General features: G+C 68.0%; 20 protein-coding genes. 11 read left to right on the top strand and 9 right to left on the bottom strand.

The annotated features are described in order from the left end of the window. Positions 1-167: 167 nt before the first annotated feature. Positions 168-809 carry an SWIM zinc finger family protein gene (locus ACOZ4O_RS07470; protein WP_424524677.1) on the top strand — a complete coding sequence of 214 codons (642 nt, stop codon included), beginning with the start codon at positions 168-170 and terminating at the stop codon, positions 807-809. Here the strand turns inward: ACOZ4O_RS07470 and hjc are convergent. Further along, complete coding sequence (gene hjc, locus ACOZ4O_RS07465; RefSeq protein WP_424524676.1) at positions 798-1,289, bottom strand: Holliday junction resolvase Hjc; 492 nt, start codon at positions 1,287-1,289, stop codon at positions 798-800. The two genes, ACOZ4O_RS07470 and hjc, sit on opposite strands and share 12 nt — an antisense overlap. 84 nt (positions 1,290-1,373) lie before the next feature. Between hjc and ACOZ4O_RS07460 the strand changes: the two genes are divergently transcribed. Further along, positions 1,374-2,168 (top strand): formate/nitrite transporter family protein, encoded by a 795-nt coding sequence (locus tag ACOZ4O_RS07460; protein ID WP_424524675.1) that lies wholly within the window; start codon positions 1,374-1,376, stop codon positions 2,166-2,168. Positions 2,169-2,207: 39 nt separating this feature from the next. Continuing rightward, entirely contained in the window at positions 2,208-3,626 is a 1,419-nt protein-coding gene (locus ACOZ4O_RS07455) for a PGF-CTERM sorting domain-containing protein (protein ID WP_424524674.1), read from the top strand. 6 nt (positions 3,627-3,632) lie between these two features. Here ACOZ4O_RS07455 and ACOZ4O_RS07450 read toward each other — a convergent pair whose 3' ends face one another. The 3 genes from ACOZ4O_RS07450 to ACOZ4O_RS07440 all read right to left on the bottom strand — a co-directional run bounded on the left by ACOZ4O_RS07450 (position 3,633) and on the right by ACOZ4O_RS07440 (position 7,360). Further along, the gene (locus ACOZ4O_RS07450; protein ID WP_424524673.1) at positions 3,633-4,916 is read right to left on the bottom strand and encodes an adenosylhomocysteinase; all 1,284 of its coding nucleotides are present in this window, start codon (positions 4,914-4,916) and stop codon (positions 3,633-3,635) included. 186 nt (positions 4,917-5,102) lie between these two features. Next, complete coding sequence (locus tag ACOZ4O_RS07445) at positions 5,103-5,945, bottom strand: hypothetical protein (RefSeq protein WP_424524672.1); 843 nt, start codon at positions 5,943-5,945, stop codon at positions 5,103-5,105. 125 nt (positions 5,946-6,070) lie between these two features. After that, on the bottom strand, positions 6,071-7,360 hold the full coding sequence (locus ACOZ4O_RS07440) for an amidohydrolase (RefSeq protein ID WP_424524671.1): 1,290 nt from the start codon (positions 7,358-7,360) through the stop codon (positions 6,071-6,073). Positions 7,361-7,442: 82 nt separating this feature from the next. Here ACOZ4O_RS07440 and ACOZ4O_RS07435 point away from each other — a divergent pair, with 82 nt between their 5' ends. After that, positions 7,443-8,324: a DUF6159 family protein gene (locus ACOZ4O_RS07435; protein WP_424524670.1), complete on the top strand. Its 882-nt coding sequence runs from the start codon at positions 7,443-7,445 to the stop codon at positions 8,322-8,324. Between the two features lie 27 nt (positions 8,325-8,351). Beyond that, positions 8,352-9,194, top strand: coding sequence for an ATP phosphoribosyltransferase (gene hisG / locus ACOZ4O_RS07430; RefSeq protein ID WP_424524669.1), 843 nt, complete (start codon positions 8,352-8,354; stop codon positions 9,192-9,194). Positions 9,195-9,196: 2 nt separating this feature from the next. Here hisG and ACOZ4O_RS07425 read toward each other — a convergent pair whose 3' ends face one another. Together ACOZ4O_RS07425 and ACOZ4O_RS07420 are read right to left on the bottom strand one after the other, a co-directional pair. Continuing rightward, positions 9,197-9,547, bottom strand: a complete 351-nt coding sequence (locus tag ACOZ4O_RS07425) for a hypothetical protein (protein ID WP_424524668.1) — start codon at positions 9,545-9,547, stop codon at positions 9,197-9,199. Between the two features lie 183 nt (positions 9,548-9,730). Next, entirely contained in the window at positions 9,731-10,291 is a 561-nt protein-coding gene (locus ACOZ4O_RS07420) for a TATA-box-binding protein (RefSeq protein ID WP_145844647.1), read from the bottom strand. A 107-nt stretch (positions 10,292-10,398) separates the two neighbouring features. Between ACOZ4O_RS07420 and ACOZ4O_RS07415 the strand changes: the two genes are divergently transcribed. The 3 genes from ACOZ4O_RS07415 to ACOZ4O_RS07405 all read left to right on the top strand — a co-directional run bounded on the left by ACOZ4O_RS07415 (position 10,399) and on the right by ACOZ4O_RS07405 (position 12,971). Continuing rightward, positions 10,399-11,382, top strand: a complete 984-nt coding sequence (locus ACOZ4O_RS07415) for a TIGR01177 family methyltransferase (RefSeq protein WP_424524667.1) — start codon at positions 10,399-10,401, stop codon at positions 11,380-11,382. A 105-nt stretch (positions 11,383-11,487) separates the two neighbouring features. Further along, the gene (thyA, locus tag ACOZ4O_RS07410; protein ID WP_424524666.1) at positions 11,488-12,480 is read left to right on the top strand and encodes a thymidylate synthase; all 993 of its coding nucleotides are present in this window, start codon (positions 11,488-11,490) and stop codon (positions 12,478-12,480) included. Further along, complete coding sequence (locus tag ACOZ4O_RS07405; RefSeq protein ID WP_424524665.1) at positions 12,477-12,971, top strand: dihydrofolate reductase; 495 nt, start codon at positions 12,477-12,479, stop codon at positions 12,969-12,971. Before thyA ends, ACOZ4O_RS07405 begins: the two co-directional genes overlap by 4 nt. Here ACOZ4O_RS07405 and ACOZ4O_RS07400 read toward each other — a convergent pair. From ACOZ4O_RS07400 to ACOZ4O_RS07390, 3 genes are read right to left on the bottom strand one after another with little or no spacing between them, the layout of a single operon-like run. Further along, on the bottom strand, positions 12,941-13,306 hold the full coding sequence (locus ACOZ4O_RS07400) for a hypothetical protein (RefSeq protein WP_424524664.1): 366 nt from the start codon (positions 13,304-13,306) through the stop codon (positions 12,941-12,943). The genes ACOZ4O_RS07405 and ACOZ4O_RS07400 overlap by 31 nt on opposite strands. 44 nt (positions 13,307-13,350) lie before the next feature. Then, on the bottom strand, positions 13,351-14,352 hold the full coding sequence (locus ACOZ4O_RS07395) for an AAA family ATPase (RefSeq protein ID WP_424524663.1): 1,002 nt from the start codon (positions 14,350-14,352) through the stop codon (positions 13,351-13,353). A gap of 43 nt (positions 14,353-14,395) precedes the next feature. Then, positions 14,396-15,457 carry a DUF4382 domain-containing protein gene (locus tag ACOZ4O_RS07390; RefSeq protein ID WP_424524662.1) on the bottom strand — a complete coding sequence of 354 codons (1,062 nt, stop codon included), beginning with the start codon at positions 15,455-15,457 and terminating at the stop codon, positions 14,396-14,398. Between the two features lie 122 nt (positions 15,458-15,579). Between ACOZ4O_RS07390 and rnz the strand changes: the two genes are divergently transcribed. From rnz to ACOZ4O_RS07375, 3 genes are read left to right on the top strand one after another with little or no spacing between them, the layout of a single operon-like run. After that, a complete protein-coding gene (rnz, locus tag ACOZ4O_RS07385; RefSeq protein ID WP_424524661.1) occupies positions 15,580-16,503 on the top strand; it encodes a ribonuclease Z in 924 nt (307 codons plus the stop codon). A gap of 42 nt (positions 16,504-16,545) precedes the next feature. Continuing rightward, positions 16,546-18,507, top strand: coding sequence for a DUF460 domain-containing protein (locus ACOZ4O_RS07380; protein ID WP_424524660.1), 1,962 nt, complete (start codon positions 16,546-16,548; stop codon positions 18,505-18,507). A 47-nt stretch (positions 18,508-18,554) separates the two neighbouring features. Beyond that, entirely contained in the window at positions 18,555-19,535 is a 981-nt protein-coding gene (locus tag ACOZ4O_RS07375) for a tyrosine--tRNA ligase (protein WP_424524659.1), read from the top strand. The last annotated feature ends 48 nt before the right edge of the window (positions 19,536-19,583 follow it).

Below are 19,583 nucleotides of genomic sequence, written 5' to 3'. Positions count from 1 at the left end.
CGACCAATCGAGTGCGTGACGTGACACTCGCCGTCGGACGCTCGCGACTTGTGCGGCCACTGCCCGACGCCCCGAAACGGCCGCCTGCACGCCCCAAACGCCCGATTGAGAGCGTAAACGTTCGTCGGAACGGAGCGCCTTACGGTCGCTGAGCCCCTCTTCTCTGTATGGTGCCTTCGAAACCCACCAGCACCACGACCAGCGAACCGACCTCGCTCTCGCCCCGCGGCCCCACCCGGACGCGCGCCGACCGCGCACGCACGGAACGCATGGCCGTCACCACCATCGGCGGCGGCTGCTACGACGTCGCGACCGAGCACGACACCGTCTACACCGTCGACCTCCCCGGAGGGCGATGCACGTGCCCGGACTACCAGCACCGCCGCGCGCGCTGCAAACACCTCCGCCGCGCCGCCATCGACGTGACTGACGGCCGCGTCCCCGCACCCGGACAGCGCGAGGACGCCTGTGCGGCCTGCGAGAAAGCCGTCTACGTCGACGAGGACGAACCCACGCCCGTCTACTGTGAGACGTGCACGCTCGACACCGGCCGGTTCGTCCGCGACCGCGAACGCGGCGACCTCCTCGTCGTCGCGCGCACCACCCGGGACCGCGCGAACACCGTCGAGGTTCCCGGCTGGGACACCACGGTCGCCGACTACCCGACCAACCGCGCCTACCCGGAGACTGACGTGGTCGTCGAAGTCCTCTACCCGATCAGTCGCGACCTCGCGCCCGACGACCTCACCCCGAGCGATCTCAAGCGGTACGCGTTCCCGCGGAGTCGTCTTGAACCGCTACTCCAGTAGTTCGACCGCATCGTCGACGGAGATAGCGCCCTGTTCGAACGCGTTCAGGACCTCGCGAACGCTCCGCTCGCTTCCCCCGTCGTCGCCCCTCGCCTTCAGGTCGGCGATGGTTTCGCCCGATTCAAGCGCCGTCTCCTTCTTCACGCGGTAGTTCCCGCCGTCCGTCTGGTGGAGGTCGTGCGGATGGAAGAAGTACCAGTCCTCGCGGTCGAAGCGCGCGCCGACCTTCGGGCGCGCGCCGAAGTTCTGGGAGAAGTAGACGAGCGCCTCTATCTCCTCGCCCGTGAGGTAGATGGGGTCGCCCGACGACGACTTCGCCTCGACCGCGTAGAAACTCTCGCCGTCGCCCGCGAGTACGTCCGGGAGTTCGCGCTGGGTCGCGCTCCCGGACGCCGGCGCGCGCATCACCGCGAACCCTGCCTCGTCGAGGCGGTTCACGAGCTCGCGCTCCCGCCGGTCGCCCTTCCGGTTCCTGACCATACCCTCCGTTCGAGACCCGCGGTAAAGAGGGACACGTGTCGTCGCGGCCACGCGGTTTTTCTCCATCCGGTCGAACCACCGACAGTGACCGACAGCGACGCACCGGTCGATAAGAAGTCGCAGACGGACATCCTCGCCGTCCAGATAGAGGAGGGATTGGACGAACTCGAACGTCCCGCGGGCGCGCTCTTCCTGTCCGCGGTGTCCGCCGGCCTCGACATCGGGTTCGGGCCGTTCTTCATGGCGGTCGTGCTCACGCTCGTCGGCGGCGCGCTCTCCGACCCCGTGACCACGCTGCTCGTCGCGAACGCATACACGTTCGGGTTCGTGTTCGTCATCCTCGGCCGGACCGAGTTGTTCACCGAGCACACGACGCTCGCCGTCCTCCCGGTGCTCGACGGCCACGCCTCCGTTCGCAGACTCGCCCGGCTCTGGGGGCTCGTCTACGCCGGGAACGTCCTCGCTGGGGCGGTGTTCGCGGCGGCCATGGTCGTGCTCGCGCCCGCATACGGCGTCGTCGACCCCGCGGCGTTCGAACACCTGGCGAGACCGCTCGTGTCGCACCCGCCGCTCGTCCTCCTCATGGGCGGCGTACTCGCAGGCTGGCTGATGGGACTGCTCTCCTGGCTCATCACCGCCGCGGACTCCACGCTCTCCCGCATCGTCCTCGTTTGGCTCGTCACAATGGGCATCGGCCTCGCCCACCTCCCGCACTCCATCGCCGGGAACGTCGAGGTGCTCGCCGCCGTCCTCTCCTCGTCAGTCGCCGTCTCCACGTACGTCGGCTTCCTCCTCCTCGCGACCGCGGGGAACGTCGTCGGCGGGACGCTGTTCGTTGCACTCCTCAAGTACGGCTACGTAGTGCGCGGCGAAGAGTGACCGGCGAAAATTTTTATCCTCAAACTTGATAGTGTGCGTATGGAATTTCGTCGAGAGTTTCTCGGGGCCGTCGCCGGTGGGACGGCGCTGACCGCGCTCCCCACCCGGTCGGTTCGCGCGTCCCAGTCCGCGGGCACGCTCACCGAGTCCGTGACGGTGTCCGCAGACTGGGACGCGCCCCGCGTCCGCTTCGACTACGAGTACGATGTCCCCGACTCGGTGTCCTCCTTCGCTATCTCCGCGATGTCGGCCGGGTTCACCGTCGAATCGAACGGGTTCGAACGCGACGGCCGCAAGTACGTCTGGGACGGCACCGACTCCCCGCGCCAGACCGTCTTCCTCGACGGCGACTCGTCCGCCGTCGGCGACGAACTCACCCTGCAGAACTGGGGGTACGTCGCCGCCGACTCCGCGTTCGTGTGGGTGCCGTCGCTCGATGTCGGTTCGGTCGTGGGCGACCTGGACGCGGTGTCGCGCTCGCGGTCGTTCGACGGCGAGGGAGTCGTCACTCCGTCGTTCGCGTTCGCCGGCCCGAACACGACCGCCCGGGAGTTCGTGAGCGACGCGCACGCGACCCTCGTCTTCTCCGACGAGGTGTCGCGCGACATCGACACCGGCGCGCTCTTCGAGGAACTCGCGTTCCAACAGACCCACCTCTCGCCCCGGCGGCGTTACACCGACACGGCGCTCTTCGTCCTCCCCCGCGAACGCATCAGCCCCCGCGGGCTGGCGTCCGCGCGCGACATGGTCGTCTCCGCCGCCGCCGTCCCCTCCCGGTCGCTCAACGGCGTGCTCCCCCACGAGTTCGCGCACGTCATGTTCGGAACGTTCGGCGGCGGGCGGATGCGGTGGCTGACGGAAGCGAGCGCGGAGTACTACGGCCGGCTCACGCTCTTCAACCGCGGTCTCGCGAGCTTCACCGAGTTCCACAACACGCTCGACACGAACGAGGACTACGACGCCGGCTACACCGACATCGTGCTCGCACAGCCGTACACGTGGCGAGACACCAGCGCGCACTACCGGAAGGGGTCGCAGGTGCTCGCGGCGCTCGACGCCGAGATTCAGCGGCGCTCCGACGGCGACTACGCCCTTATCGACGTCCTCGCGGACACCTCGGTCCCGCTCACGTCCTACCAGGGGTTCGAGAACGCGGTCGCCAATTATGCCGGCGAGCGGATGGACGACTGGCTCGACCAGTACGTCAACTCCGACGGCCTCCCGTCCGTCCCCTACGACCCCGAGTACTACGTGCTCCCCGGCGTCTCCCGCGACACGCTCGACGTCTCGACCACCACCGAGTCCCCGACGACGCACTCCACGTCGACCGAGTCCGCGACCGACCCGACCACGTCGACGGACGCCTCTTCGGGGAGTACGCCCGGGTTCGGCGTCGGCACGGGACTCGCGGCGCTCGTCGGCGGAACGGTCGCGGCGCTCAGAAAGAAAACCGAGTAGGGGCGCTTACGTGCCGTGCTGCCAGGAGTCCATGTACTCGCGCTGGACGTCCGTGAGCTCGTCGAGTTCGATGCCCTCGGCGTCGAGTTTGAGTTCCGCGACCTCGCGGTCGAGCGCGTCCGGCACGTCGTGCAATCCGTCGTCGTAGCCGTCGCCGTGCGTGGCGAGTTCGCGGACGCAGACGGCCTGCACGCCGAACGACTGGTCCATCACTTCGACCGGGTGCCCGAGGCTGACGGGGCTGGCGAGGTTCACGAGGCGGCCCTCGGCGAGCACGTTCACGCGCGAACCGTCGGCGAGTTCGTACTCCTGCACGCCATCGCGGACTTCGCGTTCGTTCACGGAGAGGTCGCGGAGGTCTTCGAGGTTGATCTCCACGTCGAAGTGGCCGGCGTTCGCGAGGACGACGCCGTCCTGCATGTCCTCGAAGTGGTCTGCCGTGACGACGTCCCGGTTTCCGGTGGTGGTGACGAACACGTCGCCGCGCTCGGCGGCGTCGTCCATGCTCGTGACCTCGTAGCCCTCCATGTGCGCTTCGAGCGCGCGCCGCGGGTCGATTTCGGTGACGATGACGTGCGCGTTCTGCCCGCGCGCTTTCTTCGCGACGCCGCGACCGCAGTACCCGAACCCGGCGACGACGACCGTCTTACCGGCCCAGGAGAGGTTCGTGGTCATCGCGATGTTCGCGAGCGCGGACTCCCCGGTGCCGTGCACGTTGTCGAAGAGGTGCTTCATCGGGGTGTCGTTCACGTTGAACATCGGGTAGTCGAGCGCGCCGTCCGCGTCCATCGCGCGGAGGCGGTGAACGCCCGTCGTCGTCTCCTCGGTGCCGCCGATGATGGAGTCGACGAGCTCGGGGTACTCCTCGTGGATGCGGAAGACGAGGTCGCCGCCGTCGTCCACCGTGATGGTGGGTTCGTGGTCGATGACGGCGTCGATACCCTCGTAGTACTCGGTGTCGTCGATGCCGTGCTCGGCGTACGACGTGATGTTCTCGTGCGCGTCCAGCGCGACGCTCACGTCGTCGTGCGTGCTGAGCGGATTACAGCCCGTGATGGCGACCTCCGCGCCGCCCTCGGCGAGCAGTTCGACGAGCGCCGCCGTCTTCGCCTCCACGTGCAGCGCCATTCCGACCGTCTGGCCGGAGAGCGGGCGCTCCGCGGTGAACTCGTCTTCGAGCGCGGAGAGAATCGGCATGTGTTCGCGGGCCCAGTCGATCTTCTGTCGGCCCGACTCGTGTTTCGCGTCCACGTCGGGGACGCGTTCGCTGATGGGAGCAGCCGTTTCCATACCTATGCGTTACGTACGCGACCCAAAACCCTACCGAAGCGAACCGCGTTCGGCTCGGAGACGGCGAACCACTGCGGCGATTCAGACCGCTCGTCGCGCCGGCACTGCGACGACAGCCGTCCATCGACCGCGTTCAGAAAAAGACCGGCGGCCGCAGCAACGGAACCGCGCTACGAAGCGACCGCGTTAGTTCCGGCCGGGCGCGTTCGCCGCGTTACCGTTCGACCCGCGCTCGCTGTCCTCGTCGTCGTCGCTGTCGTCCGCGTCCTCGTCGTCGTCGCTCTCCTCACTGTCCTCGTCGCTGTCGTCGTCGTTCGCGGACGCTTCGTGGTCGGGGCCGCGGTCTTCAGGCGGGCCCTGTGCATCGCTTTCGCCGTTCTCGCTCGCGTCGTCATGGTCGGGGCCGCGGTCTTCAGGCGGGCCCTGCGTGGTGTTCTCCGCCGTTTCGTTCACGTCGTCGGTCGCGTTCCGGTCGTCATGGTCGGGGCGGTCCTCGGGCGGGCCGGCGTGGTCGGGCCGGTCGTCCGCGCCGGGGTTGTTCGCGGTGACGAACTCGGAGAGGACGCTCCCGTCGACCGCGCCGTCACCGAACGCCGCGGCGATGAACTGCTGGACCTGCTGGCCGAACGGACTCTCCTCGGTGACCGTCTCGTTCTCCTCGCTCTCGCTTGCGTTCGTCTCCGCGAGGAGGGTCGCGGTCGTGGACGCCGTCGTGTTGTTGTGCGTCGCCGTCACCGCGACGGTGACGTTCGTGTCGGGCGCGGGAAGCGCGATGGTACCGTTCGCGTCCGTCACGTAGGCTCCCGTGCCGTTGTACGTGGTGTTCGTCGTCTCCGTGACGTTCACGGTCGCGTTCGCGACCGCGGTGTCGTTCGCCGTCACGGTGACGGTCGCGTCGGTTCCGGCGTCGGGCTGGTCGACGCCGACGCTCAGTTCGCCTGTCGCCGTCGCACCGGCGACCGCGGGCGTTGCGACCGCGAGTACTGCCATGGCCACGACGAGCGCGGCGGTGAGTTTCATCGAGCGCATTGCATCCCACCCTATCGGCGGCACGGAGAAAAGGGGGGATGAGCGTTCGACCCGTTCAGTCCGTTCGCGAGAACGCGGAACTCCGTTCACGACCGTTTACCGCGGGCGAAAACAGCGGTATTCGGTTAGTCGGCGCGTTCAGCGAGGTCGGCGGCGCGGTCGGCGGCACGCCCCCGAATCTCGCCTTCGTCGAGCGTCACGAGGTCTCGGTCTTCCATGAGCACGCGGCCGTCGCAGACGGTGTGGCGCACGTCGCTCCCGCGGACGGCGTACGCGAGGTGGCTGACGTGGTCGTGTACGGGCGTCAAGTGGGGGACGTCGAAGTCCACGACGGCGAGGTCGGCGTTCGCGCCCGCCTCGATTCGCCCGGAGTCGAACCCGAGCGCGTCCGCGCCGCCCGCGGTCGCCATCTCCACGGCCGCTTCGGCGGGCACGGCGGCGGCATCGTCCGCGGCGAGCTTCCCGAGCATCGCCGCGTCCCGCAGTTCGTCGAACACGTCGAGGTCGTTGTTCGACGCCGCGCCGTCCGTTCCGAGAGCGACCGTCACGCCGGCCTCCCGCATGCGCTGGACGGGCGCCATCCCCGACGCGAGCTTCATGTTCGACGCCGGACAGTGCACGACCGCCGTCCCGCGCTCCGCCAAGATGTCGATTTCCTCGTCGTCCACGTGCACGCCGTGCGCGAGGAAGTCGTCGCCGGTGAGCAGTCCGAGTCCGTCGGCGTGCGCGAGCGGGCGTTCGCCCTCCGCGTCGACGATGGGGTCGACCTCACCCTGGGTCTCGTTCGCGTGGAAGTGAAGCGGTACGCCCGCCTCGCGGGCCTCCGCGGTGAACTCCGCGAGGAGATCGTCGTCCACCGTCGTCAGGCTGTGCGGCGCGTACACCGTCTTCACGCGGCCGTCCGCGTACCCGTCGTACTCCCGGGCGAACGCGAGGCTCTCCTCGTTGTCCGCGCGCGCCGCGTCGTCGTCCTTCCCGACGGTGACGACGCCGTGGCCGAGGCGCGCCCGCACGCCCGCCTCAGCCACCGCGTCCGCGACCGTGGGTTCCTCGAAGTACATGTCCGCGAACGCCGTCACGCCGCCCCGAATCATCTCCACGAGCGCGAGTTCCGTGCCGGCGCGCACGTCCTCGGCCGTGAGCTCGGCCTCCGCCGGCCAGATGTCCTCCTGCAACCAGCTTTCGAGCGGCTTGTCGTCCGCGTATCCTCGCAGGAGCGTCATCGCGGCGTGCGTGTGCGCGTTCACGAGCCCCGGCATCACCAGACAGCCCGCCGCGTCCAGCGTCTCGTCGCCGGCGTCCATGTCACCCACGTCCAGAATCTCGCCCGCGTCCTGGTCTAGCAGCACGTCCGCGCGCGCCACCGAGAAATCCGGTCGGAGCACTCGCCCGCCCGCGACTCGCAGTGTATTCATATCCCGGAATTCACGGATAGCGGCCGTTAATCTGTTGGAAAATCGGCGGAAGACTTACCCGGAGTCTGACAAACGTCCGGACATGGGCATCATCAGTCGCCTGAAAACAGGGTTCGCGTTCGCTCGTCGGAGCGCCCGCGCCCTCCGCGACCACCCGCGCCTCACCGTCCTCCCCGCGGTCGCCGGCCTCGCCGGCCTGCTGTACCTCGCCGCGCTCTGGGGGGTCGTGCTCTCCGTCGAACCGTCCCCGAGCCAACCCCTCCTCCTCGGCGCGCTCCTCGCGCTCTACTTCGGGTCCACGTTCATCGCGTCGTACTTCACCGCCGCGTTGATGTTCTGCGTGAAACAGGCGCTCGACGGCGAGAACCCCGTCCTCCGGGACGGCCTTCGCGCCGCCAGCCGAAACCTCGGCCCGCTACTCGCGTGGGCGGCCATCAGCGCCGTCGTCGGCGTCATCATCCGCCTCATCGAGTCGAACGACTCCCTCCCCGCGAAGCTCGTCGCGGCCGTGTTCAGCGTCGCGTGGGGCGTCCTCACCTTCTTCGTCGTCCCCGTCATCGTCTTCGAAGACGTCGGCGTCTTCGAGATGTTCTCCCGGAGCAAGGAGACGGTTCGACAGACGTGGGGCGAGTCCCTCGGCGCGGCGGGGGCCGTCGGCCTCGTCACCGTCGCGTTGGTCCTCGTCGGCGCGCTCCCCGGCGCAGTCCTCCTCGTCACCCTCCCCGCCGCAACGCCGGTTTCCCTCGTCGTGCTCGTGGTCGGCGTCCTCCTCGGGGGTCTCGTCGGCCAGACCCTCGACGGTGTCGCGAAGACCGCGCTCTACGTCTACGCCACCGAGGACGAGACGCCCGCGTACTTCGACGGCATCGACTTCGGCGACGACGGCGACGGTGGACGCGGCGGAACCGGCGGCCTGCGCGGCGGCCTCCCCGGCTCCGGCGGCATCGCGGGAAGGCAAAACTAGTTCCCGCTCGCCGCCGACCCTCCCCGTATGCGCATCGCCGTCCCCAACAAGGGCCGCCTACACGACCCGACCGTCGACCTCTTGGACCGCGCGGGGCTCTCGATAGAGCCGACCGCGGACCGACAGCTCTACGCGGACACCGTCGACCCCGACATCACGGTGTTGTTCGCGCGCGCCGCCGACATCCCGGAGTACGTCGCGGACGGCGCCGCCGACCTCGGCATCACCGGCCTCGACCAGGTCCGGGAGTCCGGCGTCGACCTTGAGGACCGCCTCGACCTCGGCTACGGCGAGTGCCGGCTCGTCCTCGCCGCGCCCGAGGAGGACGACGTGGCGTCGGTCGCGGACCTCGCGGGGAAGACGGTCGCCACCGAGTTCCCCCGAATCGCCCGCGAGTACTTCGCGGAGACGACCGTCGACCCGGATATCGTGGAAGTCTCGGGCGCGACCGAACTCACGCCGCACGTGGAGATGGCGGACGCCATCATCGACATCACGTCCACGGGCACGACGCTCCGCGTGAACCGCCTCGAAATCGTGGACGAGGTGCTCGCGAGTTCCGTCCGCCTGTTCGCCCGCCCCGGCGTCGAGAGCGAGAAAGCCAGTCAGGTCGAGACCGCTCTCGACTCCGTCATCGCCGCCGAGGACAAGCGCTACCTCATGCTGAACGCGCCCGCCGACCGCCTCGACGACATCGAGGACGTCATCCCGGGCCTCGGCGGTCCCACCGTCCTCGACGTCGACGAACCGAATACGGTCGCCGTGCACGCCGTCGTCCCCGAACGCGAGGTGTTCCAGACGATTACGGACCTGAAGGAGAAGGGCGCGAGCGACGTTTTGGTGACTGAAATCGAGCGGTTGGTCGAGTAAGCCTACTCACCGAGACGTTCGCCGAGTTCCGCGGCTTTCGCGGGCACGAACCACAGCAGTCCGGCAGCGACCGCGAGACCGAGGAACGCGACCGTCGTCTCGCGGAGCGCGCTCGCGTCGACACTCAGAAAGACCACGACAGCGGCGACGCCGAGCGAGAGCCAGACGAGGCCGAACCGGTCGTCGAGCACGCCCAGCACCACGCCCGCGAACGCGGCGACGCACGCGGCGCCCAGCGCGGCCGCGAGCACGATGGAGGGTTCGAGCACGTAACTCAGCGCGAACAGCGCGACGGCGACGCCGACCAGCGCCGCGCCCGCACGAAACACCGGGTCGCGAGTGGAGGGCTCCATACGTTCGTATTCGACCCGCTTACGCAAAAACGGCGCGCCCGGTTTCACTCGCTGTAACCCCGCATCTGCCGAACGAACGGCTCGAAGAGCCTGAGAGAGGCAGTTCGCTCGCGGCTCCGCCGCGAGGATTTTTATGTTACTTTTTAGCGGAGTGGGTCGCGGAGCGACCCCGACGCTAAAAATTTACTCGAGCAGGCCGAGTTCTTCGAGGCGGCTGACGATCTTGTCGACGGCGTGTTCGGCGTCCTCGGGCTTCTTCCCGCCGGTGATGACGAGTTTGCCGGAGCCGAAGAGGAGCGCGACGACTTCCGGTTCGTCGAGCCGGTAGACGAGGCCGGGGAACTGCTCGGGCTCGTACTCGATGTTTTCGAGGCCGAGGCCGATGGCGATGGCGTTGAGGTTGAGTTGGCGGCCGAGGTCCGCGCTCGTGACGATGTTCTGGACGACGATTTCGGGGTCGTCCTCGACTTCGATGTTGAGTTCTCGGAGTTTGTCGAAGACGATGCGGAGGCTTTCGTGGACGTCCGCGGTGGACTTCGCGCCCGTGCAGACGATTTTGCCGGAGCGGAAGATGAGCGCGGCGCTCTTCGGTTCCTGGGTTCGGTAGACGAGGCCGGGGAACTGTTCGGGGTCGTAATCCGCGCCTTCGAGGTCCATGGCGACGCTCTGAAGGTCGAGCTCCTGGCCGATTCCCGTGGAGGCGACCACGTTTTCAATGTTGATGGTTTCCTTGGGGTCGGTCATATACGACTTAAATATCGTATTTAACCTTTATAAAGTTTGGCGGTCCGGCGAGGCCGACCCCCACTGGGTTTAACAAACGCCTTGTGTCGACGCCGTCAAGAACCGGTGTGTACCTCCTCGAACTCGTCGGTTCGCACGACGACTTCGCGGTCGCGGAGGCGCGCGCGGCCGCCGCACCGGACGTCGACCGAATCGCGCCCGGTCTCGCCGTCGCGCCCTCGCTCGACCTCGAGCGGGCGCGAGACCTCGCGTTCACGCGGTACGCGAGCCGGCTCGTCGGCCGCACCGACGCCAGCGTCGAGCGCGCCGCCACACTTCTGGACGCCGCGAACGTCGGAATCGAGGGGACGGTCGCGGTGCGCGCGACAGATGTTCGCGGGAGCGCGGGCGTCGACACCCAGCGCGCGGAGCGCGAACTCGGCGGCGTGCTCACCGACCGCGGGTTCGCGGTGGACCTCGACGACCCGGACTTCGTGTTGCGCGCGGTGTTCAGCAACGACACGTGCGCGCTCGGCTGGCTGTCGGTCGCGACCGACCGCGACTACGACGCCCGCAAACCCACGAAGCGCCCGTTCTTCCAGCCGGGGTCGATGGATCCGATGCTCGCTCGCGCCCTCGTCAACCTCGCCGGCGCGAGTCCAGGGAGTCGGCTTCTCGACCCGATGTGCGGGACGGGCGGCGTGCTCATCGAGGCCGGGTTGGTCGGCGCGACCCCGCTGGGGAACGACGCGCAGGCGAAGATGGTTCGCGGCGCGCGTGAGAACCTCGCCGCCTACGCCCCGGAGTTCGCCGTCTGGCAGGGAGACGCCACCCACCTTCCCCTCCGGGACGACGCGGTCGACGCGGCGGTGTTCGACGCGCCCTATGGCCGGCAGTCCAAGATAGAGACGCATAGCCTCCGCGACCTCGTCGGCGGCGCGCTCGCCGAAGTCGAACGCGTCACCACCGGCCGCTGCGTGCTCGTCGCGGACCGCGACTGGTGCGACGAGGCCACAGAAGCGGGCTGGACCGTCGAATCGCGGTTCGTGCGGCGCGTCCACCGCTCGCTCGACCGCCACGTTCTCGTCCTCGACCCCGCCACAGGCGACTGACCGCGCACGCAGAACTCGCGTGGTTCGACGCGGCCCGTGTCGCTCGTCGGGCGCGCGCCGGCCGAGAGGATACTCCTATACGTCCTAGGCGTGTGCTCCACGCGTATGGAGCAGTACCTCGGGCTCGTATCTGACACCCTCCGCGAGGGCAACTACAAGCCGAATCGGACGGGCGTCGACACGATTTCGGCGTTCAGCCGGCACTACGAGACGGACCTCGCGGACGGCTACCCCCTCCTGACGACGAAGAAGATGGACGGCTTCCGGTGGAAGTCGATGCTGCACGAACTCCTCTGGTACCTCTCCGGGGAGGAGCACGTCCGCGACCTCCGCGAGAAGACCGGTATCTGGGACGAGTGGGCGGACGAGGACGGCCACCTCGACACCGCCTACGGCCGGTTTTGGCGGCGGTATCCGATTCCGGACGAGGGCTTGCCGGGCGAGACGTGGGCCGGCGAGGAGAACGACTGGGTGAACGATGAGGGGACGTTCGACCAGATACAGTACGTCCTCGACCAACTGGAGGAGAACCCGAACTCGCGGCGTATCGTCGTGAACGCGTGGCATCCCGCGAACGCCGCGGTGTCGACGCTCCCGCCCTGCCACTACACGTTCGTGTTCAACGTCCAGGGCGACCGCCTGAACCTCCACCTGACGCAGCGCTCGGGCGACATCGCGCTCGGCGTGCCGTTCAACCTCGCGGCGTACGCGCTCCTCCTCACCGCCGTCGCGCAGCGCGCGGGCTTCGAACCCGGGACGTTCGCGCACACCGTCGTGGACGCCCACGTCTACTGCGGCGAGGGCGCGCGCGGCGCGTGGTACGGCGACAACCTCGACGAACTCCAGTCCCGGCTCGCCGACGGCGACCCGCTCGACGTGAAATCGTGGGTCGAATCCACAGCGCCCGAAGGGAGCAGTGACCCGCGCGGGAAGCCGTACGACCACGTCCCCGGCCTCCTCGAACAGCTCTCGCGCGACCCCAAGGAGAAACCGACTATCGAGGTCGCGGACGCGCTGCTCGACGCCCTCGAATTCGATGACATCACGCTCACGGGCTACGACTCGCACCCCGGTCTGGACTTCGGCGTGGCGGAATGAAACTCAGCATCGTCGCCGCCGTCGCCGCGAACGGCGTCATCGGCCGCGAGGGCGGGATGCCCTGGCACTACCCGGAAGACCTCCAGCACTTCAAACAGACCACGACCGGCCACCCCGTCATCATGGGCCGGCGGACGTTCGAGAGCATCCGCGACCGCCTCGGCGGCCCGCTCCCCGACCGCACGAACATCGTCCTCACGAGCACTCCAGACAGCCTCCCGGACGGCGTCGTCGGCGTCGGAAGCGTCGACGAAGCCGTGTCCGCCGCGCGCGCCCGCGACGACGAAGCCTACGTCGTCGGCGGCGAAACCGTCTACCGCCAGTTCCTCCCGGACGCCGACGAACTCGTTCTCACCGAACTCAGTGAGGAGTACGAGGGCGACACGCACTTTCCGGACTGGTCGCACGAGAACTGGACGGAAGTCGAGCGCGACGACCGCGAGGAGTTCGCGTTCGTCACCTACCGCAGGCGCGCCAGCACGCGGTCGTAGCCCGCGGCGAGCGCGCCGAGTGCGGCGGCGACGAGCCAGAGCGCGACGCCTTCGACCGGCTGCGGCTCGCGCATGTCCAGGTTGGCGAGTTCGTACAGCGCGAGCGACGCGAGCATCGTCACGATGGCGAACCGCCACGTCCGCGTGTACGAGAGCCGGATTCGGTCGGTGGCGACGAGCCAGCCGACGCCACCGGCGACCACGAGCGTTCCCGTGAAAACCACGCCTGTCCCGAAGTTTGTCGTCACACTGGCGAGCGGGCTGGTCGCGATGATACCGAGCAGCAGCGTTCCGAGCACGATACCGGCGCGCTCGAAGGTGTCAGGGAGGGCCACGTACGCGAACCACTCATCTATCCGATAAAAACCTTCGTCGGACGCTACCGGCCGAGTTCTGCGAGCATTCGGCTCAATTGGACGCGGTCACTGTTTCCTTCCGCGAGCATCACGTCCACGTCGCCCGCGAGTTCGTGGAGTTCGGCGAGGGCGTCGCCCGCGTACCGCGACCGCCCGACGCGGAGGATTTCGTCGAGGACTTCGGTGCCGTTGAGGCCTTCGTCGACGAGGAGGTCGTCGAGGGTGGAGCGCGCGTCCGTGAAGTCGCCGGATTCGGCGTCGTCCAGCATCCCCGAGATTTCGTCGTCCAATCCCACGTCCTGCAGCGTCTCGTAGGCGGCGTCCATCGTCACCTCGCCCTCCGCCTCGTGGGTCGCCTGCGCGGCGGTGACGGCCTTCCGAAGGTTGCCGGCGGCGTACCCCGCGACGTACTCCAGGCCGTCGCCCTCGTACGGCACGCCCTCCGCTTCGACGATGTCGCGGAGCACGTCGACGGTCTCGTCCGCGGTCGGCGCGCGCACCGAGACGGGGAAGCAGCGCGAGCGAATCGGCGGAATGAGCTTCGTCGGCTGTCGGGTCGCGATGACGAACTGGGTCGCCTCGTGGTGCTGCTCCATCACGCGACGCAGCGCCTGCTGGAAGTCCTCCCGGATGGATTCCGCGTTGTCGAGCAGGACTGTCGTGTAGTCGCCCGAAACCGGCGGATAGCTCGCGGACTCCTTCAGCACGTAGTTGATGAGGTCGGCCTTCGAGGACTCGCGCTTGCGCTTCGGCGTGATGAAGTGCTCGAAGCGCGGGTCGTTCGATATCTCCTTCTTCGTCATCCCGAAGAAGTCCTTCACGTTCAACTCGAACAGGTCGTTCTCGCTCTCGTGCGCCGCGTCGGCGAGCGCGCGCACCGCCGCGGTCTTCCCCGAGCCGACGGGTCCGTGGAGCACGAGGTTCACGGGTTCGTCCACGGCGTCCTGGAGTCGCTCGCGCACGTCCTCCTGCGGGATGTCGTCCAAGGAGGGCGCGTGCGTCTCTATCCAGAGCGGGTCGTCCATACGAGAAGAAGTCGCGGCGCGGGTAAGAATCGGTCGGTTACGCCTACTGCTCGCTTCCGCGTTCGCTTCCGCCGCCGCCGTCCCCGCCGCGCTCACCGCCGCCGCGGTCGCTCAGACGGACCGAGAGCGTCCCCTCGTGGTCGTCCGTCTCCGCGAGCACGCGGACGTGGTGTGCGTCCGGGACGGTGACAGCGATGGTGCCGTTCGTGTCCGTCGCGCCGCCGCGGTCGCCGTTCACGGTGACGGTCGCGTTCGCGGCCGCGCTCCCGTTCTCGGTGACGCGCACGGTGACGTTCTCGCCCGCGGAGACGTTCCCCGCGAACGAGACGTTCAGACTCCCGCTACTCCCGCACATGCAGTCCTCGTGCATCCGAACGGGGTTCACGGGCTTGTTCAGGCCGGTCTCGCTCACCACGGGCTTGATGATGTACTTCCCGCTGTTGCCCGCCTTCACGACGTTGATGTCGTAGACGAAGTGCGCGGAACCGCTCACGTTCAGCGTGAACTCCGAGTTCACGTGGAGCTTCTGCGACGGCAGTTTCACGTTCACGGACTCTCCGGTCGTGAGCGTGCCGTTCACGCCGCTCACGTACGCGAACACCTTGTCGTACGTGCCGGCGGGAACCGAGACGTTCCCGAGCAGGCTCGCGTTCTCGCCCTGCAGCCGCGTCAGGTCGACCGTCGTGTCGTTCACGTCGCGCTCAACCCACTCGCCGCCGCCGGACACGGACTCGTCCGTCGTCTCCGCCGCGGTGGTTGTGGTAGTCGCGGTGGTGGTCGTGGTGTTCGTCGCGGTCGTCGTGTCGTTCACGGTCGTTGCGGTCGTCGACGACTCGTTCGTCGCGGTCGTCGATGCGTCGGTCGTGGCGTTCGCGCTTCCGACCTGGTGGAAGCCGACGCGCGTGATGGTGACGTTCAGGTGTTCGAAGTCACCGATAGCGCCCGGGCGGTCGCTCACGTAGAACGCGACCTGCGCCGCGCCGTCGGTCGTCGTGCCGTCCGTGCCGTCGGTTGTGGTCGCCGTCGTGGTGGGGCCGCCAGCGCCGGCGCACCCGGCGAGAACGACGGTTGCCGCGACGACGAGCGTGGCCAGTGTTCGGTTCATGCGTTCGACTGATGGGGCGCGATGTGGATTAAGCCGGACGGCCGTTCACCCGTTTGAACGGTTTCGGACGGTTTGAACGACGAGTCGAAGCCGCTTTCCGGCCGCCACGCCCACTCACGGCTATGACTCTCCACGTTACCTTCCTCGGGACCAGCGGCGCGGTCCCCACGACGACGCGGAACCCGAGTTCCGTCTTCGTGAAGCGCGAGGGTGACGCGTTCCTCTTCGACGCCGGGGAGGGAACGCAGCGCCAGATGATGCAGTACGGCACGGGCTTCGACGTCTCCGACGTGTTCGTCTCGCACGTGCACGGCGACCACGTGCTCGGCCTCCCGGGGCTCGTGCAGACCTGGGACTTCAACGACCGCTCGGAGCCGGTGACGATTCACACGCCCCGCGGCACGAAGTCGAAGCTCGACCAGCTCGTGCGCGCCATCGGCTCCCCGACGGGGTTCTCGGTGCGCGTGAGCGAAGTCACGCCGGGCGAGGTCGTGCTCGACCGGGACGAGTACGAGGTGCGGGCGTTCGAGACGGAGCACCGCACGACCTCGGTCGGGTACGCGCTCCGCGAGCACGACCGGAAGGGCCGGTTCGACCGCGAGAAAGCGGAGGAACTCGGCGTGCCCGTCGGCCCGAAGTTCAGCGAACTCCACGACGGCAATCCGGTCGAACTCGACGACGGCACGCTCGTTCGACCTGAGCAAGTGGTCGGAGAGCCCCGTCCCGGCCGAACCGTCGTCTACACGGGCGACACGCGCCCAGTCGAGTCGACCGTCGAGGCTGCACGGGACGCGGACCTCCTGATTCACGACGCGACGTTCGCGGACGACGCCGCCGAGCGCGCCGTCGAAACGGGCCATTCCACCGCGAGCGAGGCCGCCCGAATCGCCCGCGACGCCGGCGTACAACGCCTCGCGCTCACCCACATCTCCAGCCGATACGCGGGCGACGTGAGCACCCTCAAACAGCAGGCTGAGAGCACGTTCCCCGGGAAGTCCGTCGTCGCGCACGACGGCCTCGAACTCGACGTTCCCTACCCCCGGTAGGGCGGCCGTGCGCTTATATTTCCCAATCGCCTATTTTCCGCCGTGAGTACCCGTACCCGCGCGCTGGACGCGCTGGTGTTCGGCGTCGACGTGCAGAGCGGCGACGTCCGCGGTGACGCACCCTCGTACGCGCTCGTCGTGTACGACGGCGACACCATCGAACGCGACGTGGTGAGCCGCCGCAAACTCCTCCGACTCGTCGACGACGAGGAACCCGACCTCCTCGCGACGGACAACATGTACGAACTCGCGGCGGACAAGGACCAACTCGTCCACCTCCTCCGCGCCCTCCCCGCGGAGACGAAACTCGTTCAGGTGACGGGTGACGAGCGCCCGGAACCGCTCTCCCGGGTGGCGAAGCGCCACGGCGTCCCGTACGGGAAACCGGCGATGGAGGAGGCGGAGGCGGCCGCCCGCCTCGCCGCGCGGAACGTCGGCTACGAGGTCTCAGCGTTCACGAACGAGACCGAAATCAAGGTCTCGCGCGGGCGCTCCACCGGAAAGGGCGGGTGGAGTTCCGATAGGTACACACGCCGCATCCACGGGAACGTGAAGGGCGACGCCCGCGACATCGCGTCGACGCTCGACGATGCCGGATTGGACTACGAGATGGACGAGACCGAGAAGTACGGCGGCTTCTCGAACGCCGTGTTCACCGTGCACGCGCGGATGGAGGACATCCCGGTGTCGAGCCGTCGGTCCGGGGACACCCGCGTGGAAATCGAACCCGTGCGACGGGACGGCATCGAGTTCGTGCCGCTCGCGCGTCGCCGCGACCACGTCCTCGTCGGTATCGACCCCGGAACCACCACGGCGGTCGCGCTCGTGGACTTCGACGGCCGCGTGCTCGACGTGCTCAGCACCCGCACCGCGGACACCGCCGACGTGGTGGAGTGGATTATCGAACACGGCCGGCCCGTCCTCGTCGCCGCGGACGTGACGCCGATGCCCGAAACCGTCGATAGCTTCCGGCGGACGTTCGACGCCGCGGGCTGGGAGCCGGACACCGACCTGCCGGTGGACGAGAAACAGCACCGGACGCGCGAGGCGGGCTACGAGAACGACCACGAGCGGGACGCGATGGCCGCCGCGCTGTTCGCGTACGACGCGCACGAAACACAGATTCGACGGGTGACCGAGCAGATTCCGCCGCAGGTCGAACGAGAGGAGGTACTCGCGCGCGTCGTCGGGAACGACGAACACGTCGACGCGGTCGTGGACGACCTCACCGCGACCGAGCAGTCCGAACCCGAGGAGACCGAACACGAGGTGCGCGAACTCACCGACGAGGAGAAACGCATCCGCGACCTCGAACGCCAGGTCGAACGGCTCAGCGACCACGTCGACGAACTCGAAACCGAACTCGCCGAAAAAGAAGACACCATCGAGGAGTACGAGTCCGAACTTTCGGACGCCCGCCGCGAGGAACGAGAACGCGCTCGGGAACGCCGCGAGGTCACGAAACTCGAATGGGAGAACTCGCGGCTCGAAGACGAACTCGAAGCAGAACGCGAGCGCGCCGACGAACTGGAGTCGAAACTCGCGCGCCTGAAGGACCTCTGGAAGCTCGACCACTCGAACTTCGCGGACGTGAACTCGGGGAACCTCGTCGCCGTGAAACCGGTCGAGCAGTTCACGCGGGACGCCATCGAGACCACCGTCAAGGAGTACGGCATCGCCGCCGGCGATGTGGTGTACTTCCGTGACGCCTCCGGCGCGGGCCGCACGACCGCGGAACTGCTCGCCGACCACGACCCCCGCGTCGTCCTGCTCTCCGGTAGTACGTCCGACGCCGCCCGCGACGTGCTCTACGAGGAAGACGTGGCGTTCGGGCCCGCGGACGACGTGCGAATCCGCGAAATCGACGAACTCGCAATCGCCAGCGAGGACGCCGTCGAAGCCGTCGAAGCCGACTACGCGGAGCGCGTCGAGGAACGCGAACAGGAACAGAACGAGGAGATGGTCGACCAAATCATCTCGGAACACCGCGCTGACCGCGAGTAGTCGCGCGGAACCGAGAGTTTCTTTCCCGCTCGTCGGGAGACTCGTGTATGGACACGTACGAGTTGGTCACGCGGAACGCCGCGGAAGTCGTGACCGAAGAGGAAGTCCGAGCGCTCGCCGACGACCCCGAAGGGAAGCGGGTGTACGTCGGGTACGAGCCGTCGGGCGTCCTCCACATCGGCCACCTGCTCGGCGCGAACAAACTCATCGACCTCCAGGACGCCGGGTTCGACGTGGTGGTGTTGCTCGCGGACGTCCACGCGTACCTGAACGACAAGGGGTCGTTCGACGAAATCGAGCAAATCGCGGAGCGGATGCGCGAGCAGTTCCTCGCGTACGGACTGGACGAGGACTCCACGGAGTTCGTCTACGGCTCTTCGTTCCAGTTCGACGAGGACTACGTGCTCGACCTGCACGCGCTCGAACTGGAGACGACGCTCTCGCGGGCGGAACGCGCGATGAGCGAAATCAAGAGCGGAGACTCCGTGAAGGTCTCGCAGGCCGTTTACCCGTTGATGCAGGCGCTCGACATCGAGTACCTCGACGTCGACCTCGCGATCGGCGGGATGGAGCAGCGGAAGGTCCACATGCTCGCGCGGGACGTGCTTCCGAAGACCGGGTACGACGCGCCGACCTCGCTACACACGCCGCTCATCGCCGACCTCGACTCCGGCGAGGGGAAGATGAGTTCGTCCTCCGGCGTCAACATCAGCATGGAGGACTCGACGGAGGACATCGCGGAGAAGGTCAACAGCGCGTTCTGCCCGCCGACCCGCGACCCCGAGGGCGACCTCGAGAACCCCGTGCTCCAGATCTTCGAGTACCACGTGTTCCCGCGGTTCGACGAGGTTGTCGTGGAGCGGCCCGACGAGTACGGCGGCGACCTGACGTACGCCGAGTACGAGGCGCTCGCGGAAGACCTCGAATCCGGCGAACTCCACCCGGCGGACGCGAAGGGCGCGCTCGCGGACTACCTCGACAAACTCATCGCTCCCGGTCGAGCGCGGCTGCGGGAGCTCCGGTCCTGAGTGGGGCGCTGGGGCGTTCGGGCAGTCGCCGGGGCCGCACGGGAGTGA

Source organism: Salarchaeum japonicum (genome assembly GCF_049705945.1).
GTDB classification, from domain to species: domain Archaea; phylum Halobacteriota; class Halobacteria; order Halobacteriales; family Halobacteriaceae; genus Salarchaeum; species Salarchaeum japonicum_A.
This window is presented reverse-complemented; position numbering and strand designations above follow the sequence as displayed.